15 protein-coding genes and 1 tRNA gene are annotated in these 18,011 nt (G+C 68.2%); 11 read left to right on the plus strand and 5 right to left on the minus strand.

Features of this window, described 5'->3' with window-relative positions:
* Positions 1 to 138: a 50S ribosomal protein L34 gene (gene rpmH / locus ACFW22_RS09085; protein WP_015659252.1), complete on the minus strand. Its 138-nt coding sequence runs from the start codon at positions 136 to 138 to the stop codon at positions 1 to 3.
* A gap of 396 nt (positions 139 to 534) precedes the next feature.
* Between rpmH and dnaA the strand changes: the two genes are divergently transcribed.
* From dnaA to ACFW22_RS09130, 9 genes are all read left to right on the plus strand, one after another.
* Positions 535 to 2,307, plus strand: a complete 1,773-nt coding sequence (gene dnaA / locus ACFW22_RS09090; protein ID WP_386400824.1) for a chromosomal replication initiator protein DnaA — start codon at positions 535 to 537, stop codon at positions 2,305 to 2,307.
* An 818-nt stretch (positions 2,308 to 3,125) separates the two neighbouring features.
* Entirely contained in the window at positions 3,126 to 4,256 is a 1,131-nt protein-coding gene (gene dnaN / locus ACFW22_RS09095; RefSeq protein ID WP_386400826.1) for a DNA polymerase III subunit beta, read from the plus strand.
* Between the two features lie 110 nt (positions 4,257 to 4,366).
* Positions 4,367 to 5,245 (plus strand): phosphogluconate dehydrogenase (NAD(+)-dependent, decarboxylating), encoded by an 879-nt coding sequence (gene gnd / locus ACFW22_RS09100; protein ID WP_386400828.1) that lies wholly within the window; start codon positions 4,367 to 4,369, stop codon positions 5,243 to 5,245.
* A gap of 59 nt (positions 5,246 to 5,304) precedes the next feature.
* The gene (gene recF / locus ACFW22_RS09105; protein ID WP_386400830.1) at positions 5,305 to 6,426 is read left to right on the plus strand and encodes a DNA replication/repair protein RecF; all 1,122 of its coding nucleotides are present in this window, start codon (positions 5,305 to 5,307) and stop codon (positions 6,424 to 6,426) included.
* 5 nt (positions 6,427 to 6,431) lie between these two features.
* Complete coding sequence (locus tag ACFW22_RS09110) at positions 6,432 to 6,983, plus strand: DUF721 domain-containing protein (protein ID WP_386400833.1); 552 nt, start codon at positions 6,432 to 6,434, stop codon at positions 6,981 to 6,983.
* A gap of 449 nt (positions 6,984 to 7,432) precedes the next feature.
* Positions 7,433 to 9,466, plus strand: coding sequence for a DNA topoisomerase (ATP-hydrolyzing) subunit B (gene gyrB, locus ACFW22_RS09115; protein ID WP_386400835.1), 2,034 nt, complete (start codon positions 7,433 to 7,435; stop codon positions 9,464 to 9,466).
* A 41-nt stretch (positions 9,467 to 9,507) separates the two neighbouring features.
* Complete coding sequence (gene gyrA, locus ACFW22_RS09120) at positions 9,508 to 12,105, plus strand: DNA gyrase subunit A (protein WP_386400836.1); 2,598 nt, start codon at positions 9,508 to 9,510, stop codon at positions 12,103 to 12,105.
* A gap of 106 nt (positions 12,106 to 12,211) precedes the next feature.
* A complete protein-coding gene (locus ACFW22_RS09125) occupies positions 12,212 to 12,775 on the plus strand; it encodes a DUF3566 domain-containing protein (RefSeq protein WP_386400839.1) in 564 nt (187 codons plus the stop codon).
* A gap of 99 nt (positions 12,776 to 12,874) precedes the next feature.
* Positions 12,875 to 12,951 (plus strand) — tRNA-Ile (locus ACFW22_RS09130).
* Between the two features lie 55 nt (positions 12,952 to 13,006).
* On the opposite strand, the gene ACFW22_RS09135 is transcribed toward ACFW22_RS09130, so the two are convergent.
* The 4 genes from ACFW22_RS09135 to ACFW22_RS09150 are packed head-to-tail and all read right to left on the minus strand — an operon-like array spanning position 13,007 to position 16,101.
* Entirely contained in the window at positions 13,007 to 14,164 is a 1,158-nt protein-coding gene (locus ACFW22_RS09135) for a tyrosine-type recombinase/integrase (protein ID WP_386400841.1), read from the minus strand.
* Positions 14,164 to 14,349 (minus strand): helix-turn-helix domain-containing protein, encoded by a 186-nt coding sequence (locus tag ACFW22_RS09140; protein WP_386400843.1) that lies wholly within the window; start codon positions 14,347 to 14,349, stop codon positions 14,164 to 14,166. The genes ACFW22_RS09135 and ACFW22_RS09140 overlap by 1 nt, the downstream gene beginning before the upstream one ends.
* Positions 14,342 to 15,772 (minus strand): replication initiator protein RepSA, encoded by a 1,431-nt coding sequence (gene repSA / locus ACFW22_RS09145; protein WP_386400846.1) that lies wholly within the window; start codon positions 15,770 to 15,772, stop codon positions 14,342 to 14,344. The genes ACFW22_RS09140 and repSA overlap by 8 nt, the downstream gene beginning before the upstream one ends.
* A complete protein-coding gene (locus ACFW22_RS09150; RefSeq protein WP_386400848.1) occupies positions 15,769 to 16,101 on the minus strand; it encodes a hypothetical protein in 333 nt (110 codons plus the stop codon). Before ACFW22_RS09150 ends, repSA begins: the two co-directional genes overlap by 4 nt.
* A gap of 207 nt (positions 16,102 to 16,308) precedes the next feature.
* Between ACFW22_RS09150 and ACFW22_RS09155 the strand changes: the two genes are divergently transcribed.
* Positions 16,309 to 17,082: a GntR family transcriptional regulator gene (locus tag ACFW22_RS09155; RefSeq protein ID WP_386400850.1), complete on the plus strand. Its 774-nt coding sequence runs from the start codon at positions 16,309 to 16,311 to the stop codon at positions 17,080 to 17,082.
* A complete protein-coding gene (locus tag ACFW22_RS09160) occupies positions 17,079 to 17,636 on the plus strand; it encodes a GNAT family N-acetyltransferase (RefSeq protein WP_386400853.1) in 558 nt (185 codons plus the stop codon). Before ACFW22_RS09155 ends, ACFW22_RS09160 begins: the two co-directional genes overlap by 4 nt.
* Positions 17,637 to 18,011: the final 375 nt, after the last annotated feature.

Raw genomic sequence — 18,011 nt, forward strand, 5'->3', positions numbered from 1 at the left:
TCAGGCGGACAGGCTCGCGCGACCCTTGGCGCGGCGGTTCGCCAGGATGGCGCGGCCGGCACGGGTGCGCATGCGCAGGCGGAAGCCGTGGGTCTTCGCGCGACGACGGTTGTTCGGCTGGAAGGTGCGCTTGCTCACTCGGGGGCTCCAGAAATGATTCGTAGATGGCGGGACATCGCCTGGCTGTCACCGTGCGCCCACGAGTAGCTCGCAATACGCCCGAGTGCACCGCTTCACGATCACTGACCATGATCTTTGCCCATCGGAGGCAGGCGGCAGCAGCCATCGACAACTCGACCTGGTTACGGTACGCGCGGCTACGCCATCCGGTCAAACCGACCTGTCGTCACCCCCCATTGTGCACAGCCTGTGGACAACAACTTGAACCACGTCATCTGCCCCGACTACCGTGGACGGTCTCCACAATCTTTTCCGTTCTGTCCTCACCTGTCCTCAACGGACACGTCCTCATGGACTTCGACCCACCGTCCCCGAGCACCACTCCATCGCGGGACCTGCGAGAAAGCGTGCCCTGTGGCTGACGTACCTGCCGATCTTGCCGCAGTGTGGCCACGCGTCCTGGAGCAGTTGCTCGCAGAGGGCCAGCAGGGGATCGAGGCCAAGGACAAACAGTGGATCGAGCGCTGCCAGCCGCTCGCCCTCGTCGCCGACACCGCTCTCCTCGCCGTGCCCAACGAGTGGGGCAAGCGCGTGCTGGAAGGCCGGCTCGCCCCGCTGATCAGCGAGACCCTCAGCCATGAGTGCGGACGGCCGATCAGGATCGCGATCACCGTCGACGACTCCGTCGGCGGCGAGCCCGCGCCGCCCGGGCCCCCCTCCCCGCAGCCGCAGCAGCCGCGCTACGACGAGCGCGGACAGTCCGATGCCTACGAGGGGTACGGCCACCGGTCGATGCCCGACGACGGGCTGCCGACCGCGCGTCCGGCCTACCCGGACTACCAGCAGCCCCGTCCCGTCCCCGGGTCCTGGCCGCGCGCCCAGGAAGACCTCTCCTGGCAGCAGCCGCGGCTCGGCGGCTACCAGGAGCGCGCGCCGTACACCGGCCCGGAACAGTCGCGGCAGCCGCGGTACGAAGAGCCGAGCCGCGGCTACGAGCCGCAGCGGCCCGAGCGCGCCGAGCTGGCCGACCCGCAGGGCCACGTTCCCCGGCCCGGTCCCCGACCGGGCGGTCCGGTGCCCGGGTCGATCGGCGGCCCGGGGGGCGGCCCCGGTTCCTCGCCCTCGGGGCAGGGCTCCGGTGCGCCGAACGAGCAGCACGCACGGCTCAACCCCAAATACCTCTTCGACACCTTCGTCATCGGTTCCTCGAACCGGTTCGCGCACGCCGCCGCCGTCGCGGTGGCCGAGGCGCCGGCGAAGGCGTACAACCCGCTCTTCGTCTACGGGGAGTCGGGGCTCGGCAAGACCCACCTGTTGCACGCGATCGGGCACTACGCACGGAGCCTCTATCCGGGCACGCGCGTGCGGTACGTGAGCTCCGAGGAGTTCACCAACGAGTTCATCAACTCGATCCGTGACGGCAAGGGCGACACCTTCCGGAAGCGGTACCGGGACGTGGACATCCTGCTGGTCGACGACATCCAGTTCCTGGCGAGCAAGGAGTCGACGCAGGAGGAGTTCTTCCACACCTTCAATACGCTGCACAACGCGAACAAACAGATCGTGCTCTCCTCGGACCGGCCGCCCAAACAGCTGGTGACCCTGGAGGACCGGCTCCGCAACCGCTTCGAGTGGGGCCTCACCACCGATGTGCAGCCGCCGGAGCTGGAGACGCGCATCGCGATCCTCCGCAAGAAGGCGGTGCAGGAACAGCTCAACGCCCCGCCGGAGGTGCTGGAGTTCATCGCCTCCCGGATCTCACGGAACATCCGCGAGCTGGAGGGCGCGCTGATCCGGGTGACGGCCTTCGCGAGCCTCAACCGGCAGCCGGTGGACCTCGGACTCACCGAGATCGTCCTCAAGGACCTGATCCCGGGGGGCGAGGACAGCGCCCCGGAGATCACCGCACCCGCGATCATGGCGGCCACCGCCGACTACTTCGGACTGACGGTGGAGGACCTCTGCGGGTCCTCGCGCAGCCGCGTCCTGGTGACGGCCCGGCAGATCGCCATGTACCTGTGCCGTGAGCTCACGGACCTGTCGCTGCCGAAGATCGGCGCACAGTTCGGCGGGCGCGACCACACGACGGTGATGCACGCGGACCGCAAGATCCGTGCCCTGATGGCGGAGCGCCGCTCCATCTACAACCAGGTCACCGAGCTCACCAACCGCATCAAGAACGGCTGACACGGGCCCCTGCGACCTCCGCACGGCCTCTTCGAGGGCGCCCCGGGACACCTCCCGGGGCGCCCTCCGTCGTTCTCAGGGTCCACAGCCGTCTCAGCCCTGTTCGATTACTCCCACTCGGTGGCAAGTTCTCCACAGATCGGGGGATGACCGCCCATCCACAGGGTGGGGACTGTCGAGTTATCCGAGCTGTGTCCACAGGTAGACCTGACGGCAGATCATCAGCCCAGGTCAGCCCCTTGTGGATTTGTGAGCAAACGATCCCCACAGCCTGTGGATGAATCCTTCGTCCACAGGCAGCCGGGATAGTTGTCCACTGGCTGCCCACAGGCGGTAGTCAGTTGCCCACAGCTTCTCCACACCGCTGTCCACTGTTCGGCAACGCAACACCCTCGCTCACCGAGTCGAGTGAAAGCGGTCACATCGAGAGGGAGGTTTGGGCTGTGGGGAACCTGGGGAAAGCTGGGGACAGCACTGGGGAGAACTCCCCCTGTCCTGTGTATCGGGTGTGCAGAACTTTCGTGTGTCCACAGAGACCCCTGGTTGTCCACGGGTTCTGCCCACAGGCGCAGTGGACAAAAAATCGGTCCTGACCTGCGATGACGACGTTATCCACGGTTTCCACAGGCCCTACTACTACTCCCACATAGAGTTAGCCCGGAATTCGCTTCGAAGTGGGACCTGTGCACAACTCGGCGCCGGAGCTCCGGCAGGCCCTTGTCACGACTTGACCCCGAGCCGCACCGAGTGTCGGTGGCGTACGTCAGACTGGTTCCCGCAGTCGACGAAGAGCCAGCAACAAGCAGGAGGCGGTTCCGGTGAAGATCCGGGTGGAGCGCGATGTACTCGCGGAGGCGGTGGCCTGGGTGGCCCGCAGCCTCCCGGCCCGTCCGCCGGCGCCCGTGCTCGCGGGCCTTCTCCTGAAGGCCGAGGACGGCGCGCTGAGCTTCTCCAGCTTCGACTACGAGGTCTCCGCCCGGGTCTCGGTCGAGGCCGAGGTGGAAGAGGACGGCACCGTCCTCGTCTCCGGCCGGCTGCTCGCCGACATCTGCCGCGCCCTCCCCAACCGCCCCGTTGAGATCTCCACAGACGGTGTACGGGCGACCGTGGTCTGCGGCTCCTCCCGCTTCACCCTCCACACCCTGCCTGTGGAGGAGTACCCGGCACTGCCGGCGATGCCCACCGCGACCGGCACCGTTCCCGGTGAGGTCTTCGCCTCCGCCGCCGCGCAGGTCGCCATTGCCGCCGGTCGTGACGACACGCTGCCCGTCCTCACCGGCGTCCGCATCGAGATCGAGGGCGACACCGTCACCCTGGCCTCCACCGACCGCTACCGCTTCGCGGTCCGCGAGTTCCTGTGGAAGCCGGAGTCCCCGGACGCCTCCGCGGTCGCCCTGGTGCCCGCGAAGACCCTCCTGGACACGGCCAAGGCGCTCACCAGCGGCGACACCGTCACCCTGGCGCTCTCCGGCTCCGGTCAGGGCGAGGGCCTGATCGGTTTCGAGGGCGCGGGCCGTCGCACCACCACCCGCCTGCTCGAGGGCGACCTGCCGAAGTACCGGACGCTCTTCCCCACCGAGTTCAACTCGGTCGCGGTGATCGAGACCGCCCCCTTCGTCGAGGCCGTCAAGCGCGTGGCCCTGGTCGCCGAGCGCAACACCCCGGTCCGGCTCAGCTTCGAGCAGGGCGTGCTGATCCTGGAGGCGGGCTCCAGCGACGATGCACAGGCTGTGGAGCGGGTCGAGGCCCAGCTCGAGGGCGACGACATCTCGATCGCCTTCAACCCGACCTTCCTCCTGGACGGTCTGAGCGCGATCGACTCGCCGGTCGCCCAGCTCTCCTTCACGACCTCCACGAAGCCGGCGCTCCTGAGCGGCAAGCCGGCGCTCGACGCGGAGGCGGACGAGGCCTACAAGTACCTGATCATGCCGGTGCGTCTCAGCGGCTGACGGCCTCCACCGGGGACATCGCCTGAGCGGCTGACCCCACAGGTGTGCACCCGGGTCCGGGCGTAGGCTCGGACCCGGGTAAACCGCACACGACGCTTAAGGAATCTCTGATGGAGCTCGGTCTCGTCGGTCTCGGCAAGATGGGCGGCAACATGCGCGAGCGCATCCGCCGCGCAGGCCACACCGTCATCGGATACGACCGCAATCCGGACCTCGCCGATGTCCACAGCCTGGAAGAGCTTGTGGGCGGGCTGAAGGGGCCGCGTGTCGTGTGGGTCATGGTTCCGGCCGGCGCCGCGACCCAGTCCACCATCGACGAGCTGGCGAACCTGCTGTCCCCCGGCGACATCGTCGTGGACGGCGGGAACTCCCGCTGGACCGATGACGAGAAGCACGCCGAGGAGCTCGCCGCCAAGGGCATCGGTTTCGTCGACTGCGGCGTTTCCGGCGGTGTCTGGGGCCTGGAGAACGGCTACGCGCTGATGTACGGCGGCGACGCCGAGCACGTCGCGCGGGTCCAGCCGATCTTCGACGCGCTCAAGCCCGAGGGCGACTTCGGTGCGGTGCACGCGGGCAAGGTCGGTGCCGGTCACTTCGCGAAGATGGTTCACAACGGCATCGAGTACGCCATGATGCAGGCCTACGCCGAGGGCTGGGAGCTCTTGGAGAAGGTCGACTCCGTCACCGACGTGCGTGAGGTCTTCCGCTCGTGGCAGGAGGGCACGGTCATCCGTTCCTGGCTGCTCGACCTCGCGGTGAACGCGCTGGACGAGGACGAGCACCTGGAGAAGCTGAGGGGCTACGCGCAGGACTCCGGTGAGGGTCGGTGGACGGTCGAGGCCGCCATCGACAACGCCGTTCCGCTGCCGGCGATCACCGCATCGCTGTTCGCGCGGTTCGCCTCCCGCCAGGACGACTCCCCGCAGATGAAGATGATCGCCGCGCTGCGCAACCAGTTCGGTGGCCACGCGGTCGAGACGAAGAAGTAATCCACAGGCTGTGCACCCCGCGGTGCACGGCCGCCGGGGGAAGAAGGTCAGCGCCCACCATGCACGTCACGCACCTCTCGCTGGCCGACTTCCGCTCCTACGCCCGGGTCGAGGTCCCGCTCGATCCGGGCGTCACCGCTTTCGTGGGTGCCAATGGCCAGGGCAAGACCAATCTGGTCGAGGCCGTGGGCTACTTGGCGAACCTCGGGAGCCATCGTGTCGCCTCCGACGCCCCGCTGGTCCGGATGGGGGCCGAGCGGGCCGTCATCCGGGCCGCGGTCACACAGGGCGAGCGCTCCCAGCTGGTCGAGCTCGAACTCAACCCGGGCCGGGCCAACCGGGCCCGGATCAATAGGTCCTCGCAGGTCAGACCTCGTGACGTACTGGGCATCGTGCGCACCGTCCTGTTCGCCCCCGAGGACCTCGCCCTGGTCAAGGGCGACCCGGGTGAGCGCCGGCGCTTCCTCGACGAGCTGATCACGGCGCGTGCGCCGCGCATGGCGGGCGTGCGCTCCGATTACGAGCGCGTGCTCAAACAGCGCAACACGCTCCTGAAATCGGCCGCGATGGCCCGGCGCCACGGTGGCCGCGGCATGGACCTGTCCACCCTGGACGTGTGGGACCAACACCTGGCCGGGGCCGGAGCCGAACTGCTGGCCCAGCGCCTCGACCTGATCGGCGTGCTGCAGCCGCTCGCCGACAAGGCCTATGAACAGCTCGCACCCGGTGGGGGGCCGATCCTGCTGGAGTACCGCCCCTCCGCTCCGGGCGGTGGGCACACCCGCGAGGAGCTGTACGGGCAACTGATCGCCGCCCTCGCCGAGGTCCGGAAGCAGGAGATCGAGCGGGGCGTCACGCTGGTCGGACCGCACCGGGACGAGCTCCTCCTGAAGCTGGGCGAGCTGCCGGCGAAGGGGTACGCGAGCCACGGCGAGTCCTGGTCGTACGCGCTCGCACTGCGGCTGGCCTCGTACGACCTGCTGAGGGCCGAGGGGAACGAGCCGGTCCTGGTCCTCGACGACGTCTTCGCCGAGCTCGACGCACGGCGCCGCGAGCGGCTCGCGGAACTGGTGGCACCGGGTGAGCAGGTGCTCGTCACGGCGGCCGTGGACGACGACGTGCCGGGCGCGTTGGCGGGCACCCGGTACGCGGTGTCCGGCGGCACGGTGGAACGGGTGTGACGGGGATGAGCGAGCAGCCGGCCGACCGGCCCGCGGCGCCCGTGGCGGCCGAACCCTCGGGAGTCGACCTCGCCCGGGTCGCACTGCGCGCCGCCAAGGAGCAGGCCCGGGCGCGCGGTGCGGCCGCCCAGGAGAAGAAGCAGGCCCGGCGCGGCGGGGGGTTGCGCTCCGGCGCGCGTGCCGACGGCCGCGACCCGATGGCGCTGGGTGCCGCGATCAACCGACTGATCACCGAGCGGGGCTGGGAGACGCCGGCCGCGGTCGGCGGGGTGATGGGTCGCTGGCCGCAGATCGTCGGCGAGGACGTGGCGAAGCACTGCGTACCGCTGAAGTTCGACGACGAACCCGATGTGCGGGTGCTGACGGTGCAGTGCGACTCGACGGCGTGGGCCACGCAGCTGAGGCTCCTGGCACCGCGGCTCGTCGCACGGCTCAACGAGGACCTGGGACACGGGACCGTGCGGATGATCAAGGTGCTCGGGCCCGGTGCGCCCCGGCGGGGCTACGGGCCGCTGCGCGCGCCGGGGTCCGTGGGGCCGGGCGACACGTACGGGTAGGGCGTCCGCTCCCCGGAGGCAGCCCGCACGGGGCCTGCGCGATGCGGGGCCGGCCCCCCGTGTCGGGACCCTTGTCGGCCCCGTGCCGGGACCGTGCCTGGACCTGTGCCGGGACCGTGCCTGGACCCCAGGGCGGGGGCCGTGCCGGCCGTCGATGGTGCCCTTTCCTTCCGTGCCCGCCCGATCCGAACGCATGCCCGAGGCATGGTCCCGGAACAGTTGCCCACAACGCGCTACGGCTCGAAGCGCTGGGTGGTGGTCAGGGCGCCCTGGAGCCCCTATCCGAATATGGGGAGTCGTCTCGCGTCCGCCCAGGGCGGCACATGCGCATTCAGGTACCGGCAAACCCCCATGACTGTCAGCGCTACCGGTAGACTGGGGGGCAATCCCGCCATCCTGCGGAACATGTCGAATGACGCAGCCGCTCCCGTATGCCCGGAGAACGGCCTGTGCTGTGCCAGAAAGGGCGCTTCGTGGCCGATTCCGGCAACCCCAACGAGAACAACCAGTACACCGCCAGCAACATCCAGGTACTCGAGGGCCTGGACGCGGTGCGCAAGCGCCCCGGCATGTACATCGGCTCGACCGGCGAGCGCGGTCTGCACCACATGGTGCAGGAGGTCGTCGACAACTCGGTCGACGAGGCCCTGGCCGGTCACGCGGACACCATCGACGTGACGATCCTGGCCGACGGCGGCGTGCGCGTCGTGGACAACGGTCGTGGCATCCCGGTCGGCATCGTCCCCTCCGAGGGCAAGCCGGCCCTCGAGGTCGTGCTGACCGTGCTGCACGCGGGCGGCAAGTTCGGCGGCGGCGGCTACGCGGTCTCCGGCGGTCTGCACGGCGTCGGCGTCTCCGTCGTGAACGCCCTGTCCACCAAGGTCGCCGTCGAGGTCAAGACCGACGGTCACCGCTGGACGCAGGAGTACAAGATGGGCGCCCCGACCGCGCCCCTCGTGAAGCACGAGGCGACCGACGAGACCGGCACCTCGGTCACCTTCTGGTCCGACCCGGACATCTTCGAGACCACCGAGTACTCCTTCGAGACGCTCGCGCGCCGCTTCCAGGAGATGGCCTTCCTCAACAAGGGCCTCACCCTGACGCTCACGGACGAGCGCGAGTCCGCGAAGGCCACGGTCGGTGCGGACGACCCCGAGGCCGCGGCCGCGGCCACCGAAGCCACCGCGCGCACGGTGAAGTACCACTACGAGGGCGGCATCGTCGACTTCGTGAAGTACCTCAACTCGCGCAAGGGCGAGCTGATCCACCCGACCGTGATCGACCTCGAGGCCGAGGACAAGGACAAGAGCCTGTCCCTCGAGGTCGCCATGCAGTGGAACAGCGGCTACAGCGAGGGCGTGTACTCCTTCGCCAACATCATCCACACGCATGAGGGCGGCACCCACGAGGAGGGCTTCCGCGCGGCGTTGACCTCGCTGATCAACAAGTACGCGCGCGACAAGAAGCTGCTCCGCGAGAAGGACGACAACCTCACGGGCGACGACATCCGCGAGGGCCTGACCGCGATCATCTCGGTCAAGCTGAGCGAGCCGCAGTTCGAGGGCCAGACCAAGACCAAGCTGGGCAACACCGAGGTCAAGACCTTCGTGCAGCGGGCGGTCTACGAGCACCTCAACGACTGGCTGGACCGCAACCCCAACGAGGCTGCGGACATCATCCGCAAGTCGATCCAGGCGGCGACCGCCCGCGTGGCCGCCCGCAAGGCGCGCGACCTGACCCGTCGCAAGGGGCTGCTGGAGTCGGCCTCCCTCCCGGGCAAGCTGTCCGACTGCCAGTCGAACGACCCCTCCAAGTGCGAGATCTTCATCGTCGAGGGCGATTCCGCCGGCGGTTCGGCCAAGTCCGGCCGCAACCCGATGTACCAGGCCATCCTGCCGATCCGCGGCAAGATCCTGAACGTCGAGAAGGCCCGCGTCGACAAGATCCTGCAGAACACCGAGGTCCAGGCGCTGATCTCCGCCTTCGGCACCGGTGTGCACGAGGACTTCGACATCGAGAAGCTCCGCTATCACAAGATCATCCTGATGGCGGACGCCGACGTCGACGGCCAGCACATCAACACCCTGCTGCTGACCTTCCTCTTCCGCTTCATGCGACCGCTGGTCGAGGCGGGGCACGTCTACCTCTCCCGCCCGCCGCTGTACAAGATCAAGTGGGGTCGGGACGACTTCGAGTACGCCTACTCGGACCGGGAGCGGGACGCGCTCGTCGAACTGGGCAAGCAGAACGGCAAGCGGATCAGGGAGGACTCGATCCAGCGCTTCAAGGGCCTCGGCGAGATGAACGCCGAGGAGCTGCGGATCACCACCATGGACGTCGAGCACCGCGTCCTCGGCCAGGTCACCCTGGACGACGCCGCCCAGGCCGACGACCTCTTCTCGGTGCTGATGGGCGAGGACGTGGAGGCGCGCCGCTCGTTCATCCAGCGCAACGCCAAGGACGTTCGCTTCCTCGACATCTGAGTCGGTCTCAGCTGACCGTACGAAAGGACTGACGACCAGCAATGGCCGACGAAAACACCTCCGGCACCACCGAAGAGCAGGAGCCCGTGCTGCGGATCGAGCCCGTCGGGCTCGAGACCGAGATGCAGCGCTCGTACCTCGACTACGCGATGTCCGTCATCGTGTCCCGCGCGCTGCCCGACGTCCGGGACGGACTCAAGCCCGTCCACCGGCGCGTGCTGTACGCGATGTACGACGGCGGCTACCGGCCCGAGAAGGGCTTCTACAAGTGCGCCCGCGTGGTCGGCGACGTCATGGGCACGTACCACCCGCACGGCGACTCCTCGATCTACGACGCGCTCGTCCGCCTCGCCCAGCCGTGGTCGATGCGGATGCCGCTCGTCGACTCCAACGGCAACTTCGGCTCCCCGGGCAACGACCCGGCCGCCGCCATGCGCTACACCGAGTGCAAGTTGGCGCCGCTGTCGATGGAGATGCTCCGTGACATCGACGAGGAGACCGTCGACTTCACGGACAACTACGACGGCCGCAACCAGGAGCCGACGGTCCTGCCGGCCCGCTTCCCGAACCTGCTGGTCAACGGATCGGCCGGCATCGCCGTCGGCATGGCCACCAACATCCCGCCGCACAACCTGCGCGAGGTCGCGGCCGGCGCCCAGTGGGCCCTGGAGCACCCCGAGGCCAGCCACGAGGAGCTCCTCGACGCGCTGATCGAGCGGATCAAGGGCCCGGACTTCCCCACCGGCGCGCTGGTCGTCGGCCGCAAGGGCATCGAGGAGGCGTACCGCACCGGTCGCGGCTCCATCACCATGCGCGCGGTCGTCGAGGTCGAGGAGATCCAGAACCGCCAGTGCCTGGTGGTCACCGAACTGCCCTACCAGGTCAACCCGGACAACCTCGCGCAGAAGATCGCCGACCTGGTGAAGGACGGCAAGATCGGCGGCATCGCCGACGTCCGCGACGAGACCTCGTCCCGGACCGGCCAGCGACTGGTGATCGTCCTCAAGCGCGACGCCGTCGCCAAGGTCGTCCTCAACAACCTGTACAAGCACACCGACCTGCAGACGAACTTCGGCGCGAACATGCTGGCGCTCGTCGACGGAGTGCCGCGCACCCTCTCGCTCGACGCGTTCATCCGCCACTGGGTGACGCACCAGATCGAGGTCATCGTCCGCCGGACCCGCTTCCGGCTGCGCAAGGCCGAGGAGCGCGCCCACATCCTGCGCGGCCTGCTCAAGGCCCTCGACGCGATCGACGAGGTCATCGCCCTCATCCGGCGCAGCGAGACGGTCGAGGTGGCCCGCGGGGGCCTGATGGACCTGCTGGAGATCGACGAGATCCAGGCGAACGCGATCCTGGAGATGCAGCTCCGCCGACTCGCGGCCCTGGAGCGCCAGAAGATCATCGCCGAGCACGACGAGCTTCAGGTCAAGATCAACGAGTACAACGCGATCCTGGCCTCGCCGGAGAAGCAGCGGGCCATCGTCAGCGAGGAACTGACTGCGCTCGTCGAGAAGTTCGGCGATGACCGTCGCTCCAAGCTGGTGCCCTTCGACGGTGACATGTCCATCGAGGACCTGATCGCCGAAGAGGACATCGTCGTCACCATCACGCGCGGCGGCTATGTGAAGCGGACGAAGACCGAGGACTACCGCTCGCAGAAGCGCGGTGGCAAGGGCGTCCGCGGCACGAAGCTGAAGCAGGACGACATCGTCGACCACTTCTTCGTCTCCACCACCCACCACTGGCTGCTCTTCTTCACCAACAAGGGCCGGGTCTACCGGGTCAAGGCGTACGAACTGCCGGACGCCGGTCGGGACGCACGCGGTCAGCACGTGGCCAACCTGCTGGCCTTCCAGCCGGACGAGCAGATCGCCCAGATCCTCGCGATCCGCGACTACGAGGCCGCTCCCTACCTGGTGCTGGCCACCAAGGCCGGTCTGGTGAAGAAGACCGCGCTGAAGGACTACGACTCCCCGCGGTCGGGCGGCGTCATCGCGATCAACCTGCGCGAGCGCGAGGACGGCAGCGACGACGAGCTGATCGGCGCCGAGTTGGTCTCGTCCGAGGACGATCTGCTGCTCATCTCCAGGAAGGCGCAGTCGATCCGCTTCACCGCCACCGACGAGGCGCTTCGCCCGATGGGGCGGGCCACCTCGGGCGTCAAGGGGATGAGTTTCCGCGAGGACGACGAACTGCTCTCGATGAATGTCGTCCGGCCCGGTACGTTCGTCTTCACCGCGACCGACGGCGGGTACGCGAAGCGCACCCCCGTCGACGAGTACCGCGTCCAGGGCCGTGGCGGTCTGGGTATCAAGGCTGCCAAGATCGTGGAGGACCGCGGCTCGCTCGTGGGCGCGCTGGTGGTCGAGGAGACCGATGAGATCCTCGCCATCACGCTCTCCGGCGGTGTGATTCGTACGCGAGTCAACGAAGTCAGGGAGACCGGCCGTGACACCATGGGCGTCCAGCTGATCAACCTGGGCAAGCGCGATGCCGTCGTCGGCATCGCACGGAACGCCGAGGCGGGTGGCGAGGACGAGGACATCGACGACGTCGAGGGCGCCGTCGAGTCGGTCGAGGTCGAGGCCGAGGTAGTCGAGGGCACGGAGCCTTCGGCCGGCGAGCACGAGGAGTAAGAGCGTGAGTGGAGCCACGGGTACCGGATCGGCGGCTGCCGGAGCTTCTGCTGGTGCCGGAGCGAACGGTGCCCGTGGCCCCGCCACGGACTCCCAGGGGGTTGCGGTGACGGACACTCGGGGGCAGCAGCCCTCGTACGAGACGTACAACGGGCCACTGCCCGGCGAGCGCGCTGGTGCGCAGCAGCCGAGCGGGCCCTACCACCCGCCGCAGGCGTACACCGGTGCGTCGGGCGGTACGGCGGGTGGTCAGACCGGTGCCGTGCGCCGGCCGCGGACCGGGGCGCGCACGACGCCCCGGACGCGCAAGGCGCGGCTTCGGGTGGCCAAGGCCGATCCGTGGTCGGTGATGAAGGTGAGCTTCCTGCTCTCCATCGCGCTGGGCATCTGCACGGTGGTGGCCGCGGCGGTGCTGTGGATGGTCATGGACGCCATGGGCGTCTTCTCGACGGTCGGCGGCACGATCAGCGAGGCCACGGGGTCGAACGAGTCCAATGGCTTTGACCTCCAGTCGTTCCTGTCGCTGCCGAGGGTGCTGATGTTCACCTCGGTGATCGCCGTGATCGACGTGGTTCTGATGACCGCGCTCGCGACGCTGGGCGCCTTCATCTACAACCTCTCGGCCGGTTTCGTGGGCGGTGTGGAGCTCACGCTCGCCGAGGACGAGTAGTCCGCCCGGGGCCGGTCCCGAGTATCGATTTTGGGACTGGCCCCGACGTGCGCTAATCTTCAGGAGTCAGCGAGCGGGACACACACCGCGAAGCACGGCGGGGCTATAGCTCAGTTGGTTAGAGCGCATCCCTGATAAGGATGAGGCCACAGGTTCAAATCCTGTTAGCCCCACCAGTACAAAGACCCCCAGCCATTAACGGTTGGGGGTCTTTGACATCTACGGCTGACATCAGCCGATCAGCGGGTCCTCCAGTAGCTCAGCGAGCATTGACACGGCTTCCCGCTCACCGTCGCCCACAACGTGGGTATAGACATCCATCGTCATGCTGATCTGACTGTGTCGCAGGATCGCCTGAGCGACCTTGGGATGAACCTTCAGGAAGGCGAGCAGTGTGCCGCAGGTGTGCCGGGCGAGGCGGACTGTGATGCGGCGCACGCCAGCCCGAGTCACGAGCCGGTCAAAGGTCCGGGAGAACCCCACCGGGTCGGTCAGGCCGCCACGCTCGGACGAGAAGATCACGTCATGATCCGGCTCCTGAGCCCAGTCGTCACCCACGATCTTCCGCTCCAGCTCTTGCAGCTCCCGGCGCTCCTCCAAGGCCCGAGCACAGAACTCCGGAAGCGGCAGCACGGCCTGTGAGGACTCGGTCTTGAGATCCTTGAGGACCAGGCCCACGCCCTTCTCCCGCTGCACCTGCTTGACCGGCGTGAACTGGCGATTCTCGAAGTCGATGTCCTGCCAGCGAAGGCCCAGAACCTCACTCCGTCGGAGGCCGAGGACGAGCACCAGGACACCGGCGGCGTAGAAGCGATGAGCCCGAGTCGACCGCAGGAAGGTGATCGCCTCCCGGGCGTTCCACGGCTTGGCCTTGTCCTTGCTGACCTTGGGCATGTCCACGAGCAGCGCGACGTTCCGCGTCAGCAGCTCCTCGCGCATGGCCCGATTGAGTGCGTTCCGGAGGATGCGCAGCACCTCGAAGCGGGTCGCGGCGCCAACCTTCTCGCGCTTCAGGGCGGCCATGAACGTACGAATCTGGGCGGGCGTGAGCTTGACCAATGGCTTCTTACCGAGGTGCGGCGCCAGGTAGATTCTCACCTTGGACTCGTACTTGGCGTAGGTGTTGTGCTCGCGCTCCGGCTCCACGATGTGCTCAAGCCAGTAGGCAAGCCACTCACCGAGGCTCCACGAGCGGGAGGGCACGGGGACGCCATTGCGTTCTTGGTCCTGGAGCTTGCCCAGCTTCTCGGATGCTTCGTCGTATGTGGCGCCGTAGACGAACTTCCGAACCCGGTGGCCGTCGGTGTTGGTGACATAGGCGGCGCCCTGGTAGCGGCCGTCCTTCCGCTTGGTGATCGTTCCCCCACCGTTGGGGCGGCGCTTGGCCATCAGGCAGCCTCCTCGTACTGAAGTCGCGAAGCGAGATAGACCCGCAGGCCCTCAGCCGGAATGCGGCGGCTCCGGCCGATGGTCAATGAGGGCAGTCGGTGTGTGCGGATCAGGTCATAGACGGTCGTACGGCCGACCTTGAGCCGGACCATGACCTCCGGGACGGTCAGCAGTTCGTCAGTCATCCCAGCCCCCCATGTCGTTGTGGTCGGGAAGGTCGCTGAGGGCCTCCCGTGCGGTGTCTCGGTTGGTGCGGATGTCTCGGGCGATGCTGGCGGCGAGCCAGGACTCTCCCGGGGTGTGGCCGTGGCCTGCGTAGGTCCAGTGGGCGATCACGAGGGTGGAACCCTCCGTGTCGTCGTCCAGCTCGGGCAGACCGCGTTCGCGTCGCTCTTGGGCGGCGCGGTAGTCGGCGCGGGTCTGGCGCAGGGCCCCGAGGGTGGTGGAGTAGGCGCGGGACTTGGTGGAGAAGTGGCCGCGGAAGCCGAGCATGTGGGACCAGCGCGCCAGCATCCGGCCGGGATAGTCCGCATCGAGGGTCCAGCAGGCTTCGATCAGGCGCCGGGTGTGCTCAGGGACGTCGAGCTTGGCCAGCTCCGCCGGTTCGCCAATGCGGCGGTCGACCGTGCCGGTGGTCTCGGCGGCCTTGGTGGCGTACTTGGCAACGTAGGAGGCCACAGCCTGTTCGGTCAGCTCCTCCTTGCCCAGGGCACCGATCGGCTGCACGTCCACCTGCGTGCCCCACCTCAGAGTGCGGGCGGGGTGGGTGCCGGCGGCGGGGACCGAGACGGCAACGCGGGCGGCAGCCGCGCGAATCGCGTCATCCAGGAGGCCGACCGAGGCCCAGGTGGGCGGGGTGGTGTCCGGGCCGCCGGGGCCGTCGAGACGGACCACGGCGTGGAAGTGGATCGCGCCGCGTTTCTGGAACTCGGCGACCTTCCCGAAGGAGACCCGGCACGCGTCCTTCAATTCGGTCTGGGTGATCCCGACGCGGGCAGCGATCTCGCGGCGCAGGTAGATCGTGAAGCGCTGCCAGAGGTGCCCGGCGTGGTTGTTCCACAGCACCGCGCCCGCGTAGTCGTAGCGGGCCGGGTCCAGAGCCGTACCGAGTTCGGGGGCGTTCTCCGGGTGCTGGACGCCGCAGCGGCAGCGGCCGGAGGCGGGACGGTTGTGCACCGGGCCGAAGGACGGGGCGGTGAGAGTGGCGAAGACCCGGGGGTGATCCCGCACCGTGGCGGGGACGTTCTTCCGCTCGTCGCCGGTGATCCCGGCCCGGATCAGGTGGTAGGTGTCCCCCGCGTAGGTCCAGGCGCAGGAGGGGCAGCGTGAGGCCCTGCGGTTGCCGCAGGCGACCCGTAACCGGCCCCCCGGCTCATCAGCCGTCGAGTACGCGTACAGAACGTCCCCGGTGCGGCGGTCGCGGGTGACGGTGGTGCCGGACAGGTGGATCGGGTCCGAGCAGCCACCTGTACGCCGGATCTGCTCGCGCCAGCGGTCGAAGCCCGGGGTGTTCGCCACCCGCAGGAGGTCCGCCAGGGCGAGGGGGTCGGTGCCCAGGGAGGCCGCGACACCGGCCACGGCCTCCGGGGCGACGGGGAAGACCGTCACGCGGCCACCCCCATGCGGGTGGCGAACCGGGCCGCCGTGTTGTGCTCGGGGCACGGCCGGTAGACCGGGGCGTCCTCCGGGGCGCTACGCAGCTCCGTACGGGTCAGCTCGATCCAACCCGTGAAGCCGTCGTTCAGCGGCCAGCCGATCATCTCGCAGGCGCACAGCGGGCCGTCCAGGACCGCACAGCCGCACGGGATGACCTCACCGACCAGACCCGTCATCGAACCGTCGTCCGAGGCCAGCAGCGAACCCTGGCATTCACTGCAGACGTCCGACCCGACCAAAGCGAACTGCGTGCTGAGCGCGGTGGAGAGCATTGCGGGCATGATGGAAGCTCCCTCAAGGGACTGGGGAGCGGCTGACTGCTTGGCGGTAGGTGGCCGCTCCCTAGCTGTGCAACGAGCCTCTTGGCCCGCTTGCTCAACTTGTTGGGACAAGTTGATAGAGATGATGCTGCATCCCGCGACGTGAGGCGTCAAGCACTTTGCACTTACATGTACCAACAAGTTGACTGAGTGCGTCATGATGGACCCATGAGCAAGCAGCCGAAGTACCGACAGGTGGCCGACGCACTGCGTCGTGAGATCGACAGCGGCGCCTACGGACCCGGCGCGCGGCTCCCCTCAGAGGCCGAACTCTCAGCCCGTTTTGATGCCTCCAGGAACACGGTCCGTTCCGGCCTGAGTCTGTTGGTCGGCGAGGGACTGATCACGTCCAGCCAGGGGCTTGGGTACGAAGTGCGGGAGCACGAAGTCTTCGAGCTCAACGCATCCCGGTTCGAGAACCTGACCTTCCCGCAGAACGGCGACGCGTACTCCACGGACGTCACGAACGCAGGGCGCCGGCCACACCAGACCTTCCGGGTCGAGCTGACGACCGCACCCGCCTACATCGCCGAGCGACTGAAGGTCGAAGTCGATTCGCGCGCGGTGCTCAGGTTCTGCCACCGCTTCGTTGACGATGTGCCGTGGTCCACTCAGGCCACGCACTACCCGGACTGGCTCGTGGAGATGGCACCCCGGCTGACCGAACCCGGAGACATCGCCGAGGGAACCACGCGGTATCTGGCGAGCCTCGGCATCGAGCAGGTGGGCTACGCGGACGAAATCGCGACCCGGATGCCGACACCCGACGAGGCCCGCCTCTTGGAGATCGGCGCGGGGGTTCCGGTTCTCCTGTGGACCCGGACGGGCTACTCGACTGAGCGTCCGATCCGCTGCACCGTGACGACCTTCCGAGGCGACCTGAACCGGATGAACTACGAGATCGGCGACCTGTCCGCCCGAAGCGAGAACGAGCCTCAGTGAGAATTACTCCTGCCGTCCCCAGCGACCTGTCTCGTCTCCTCGCATTCCGTACGGAAGCGGCGTCCTGGCTCAGCGAGCTGGGCAGCGACCAATGGAGCCGCCCATACCCGGCTGACAAACTCCTGGCGACGATCGAGGCCGGGACGGTGTTCATGGTCCGCGATGGCGAGCACACCGCAGGAACGATCACCCTGACTCCCGATGCGGAAGACGGTCTGTGGTCGGAGGAAGAACTGAGCGAGCCGTCCATGTTCGTCAACAAGCTCACGGTGGCCCGCGAATACTCAGGGAAGAACCTCGGCGGCAGGCTGCTCGACTGGGCGGGAGACCGTGCCTACCAGTCGTCGGCTAAGTGGCTCCGACTTGATGCGTGGACGACGAACACGGCCCTTCAGCGCTACTACTTGGGGCAGGGCTTTGAACATGTCCGGACCGTCCTTGAAGGCAGCGCCGTTAACGGCGGACCACGTGTCTCAGGATGGCTCGCACAACGTCCGGCGCGGCAGACTGACCACGGTTTGACGGACGAGACGCCGAGTCCGCAGCCCATCTAAGAGTGAGCCTGTTACAGATTTCTCTACCTCATCAAGGCACCCGCCGCACACGGCGCGGCGCGTGCGGCCCGTCGCCCGGGCCGCCGCTCCTGTCTTCGCCCCGCTCCGGCCCGGCCGCTGGCCGCACGCCTGACGGCTCGGGTTGATGGGGCGAGGGGACCACGTGGGGCCGGGACGTTTGCCCAAGGTGCGAGTCAGGGAGATGCCTCCGGCGGGGGCGCTCAGGCTCCGGGATGGAGGGGCCCGTGGGCGACCGCGGGAAGTGTCGTGGTGAAGGTGGGGGGGTGCCTCTATGTCCTTCGTCAAGGTCGAGCGCGTCATGCGGCGGCCGGTTCGGGGGTGCGGGTCTCGTAGAAGGTCCCGTCGCGGAGCATG

The sequence above is a fragment of the Streptomyces sp. NPDC058872 genome (assembly GCF_042743065.1).
Classification (GTDB): domain Bacteria; phylum Actinomycetota; class Actinomycetes; order Streptomycetales; family Streptomycetaceae; genus Streptomyces.

Excerpts from the sequence above, each read along its gene's own strand:
- gnd (WP_386400828.1), top strand. The coding sequence starts at position 4,367 with ATGGAGCTCGGTCTCGTCGGTCTCGGCAAGATGGGCGGCAACATGCGC.
- recF (WP_386400830.1), top strand. The coding sequence starts at position 5,305 with ATGCACGTCACGCACCTCTCGCTGGCCGACTTCCGCTCCTACGCCCGG.
- ACFW22_RS09110 (WP_386400833.1), top strand. The coding sequence starts at position 6,432 with ATGAGCGAGCAGCCGGCCGACCGGCCCGCGGCGCCCGTGGCGGCCGAA.
- gyrA (WP_386400836.1), top strand. The coding sequence starts at position 9,508 with ATGGCCGACGAAAACACCTCCGGCACCACCGAAGAGCAGGAGCCCGTG.
- ACFW22_RS09135 (WP_386400841.1), bottom strand. The coding sequence starts at position 14,164 with ATGGCCAAGCGCCGCCCCAACGGTGGGGGAACGATCACCAAGCGGAAG.
- ACFW22_RS09140 (WP_386400843.1), bottom strand. The coding sequence starts at position 14,349 with ATGACTGACGAACTGCTGACCGTCCCGGAGGTCATGGTCCGGCTCAAG.
- ACFW22_RS09150 (WP_386400848.1), bottom strand. The coding sequence starts at position 16,101 with ATGCCCGCAATGCTCTCCACCGCGCTCAGCACGCAGTTCGCTTTGGTC.
- ACFW22_RS09155 (WP_386400850.1), top strand. The coding sequence starts at position 16,309 with ATGAGCAAGCAGCCGAAGTACCGACAGGTGGCCGACGCACTGCGTCGT.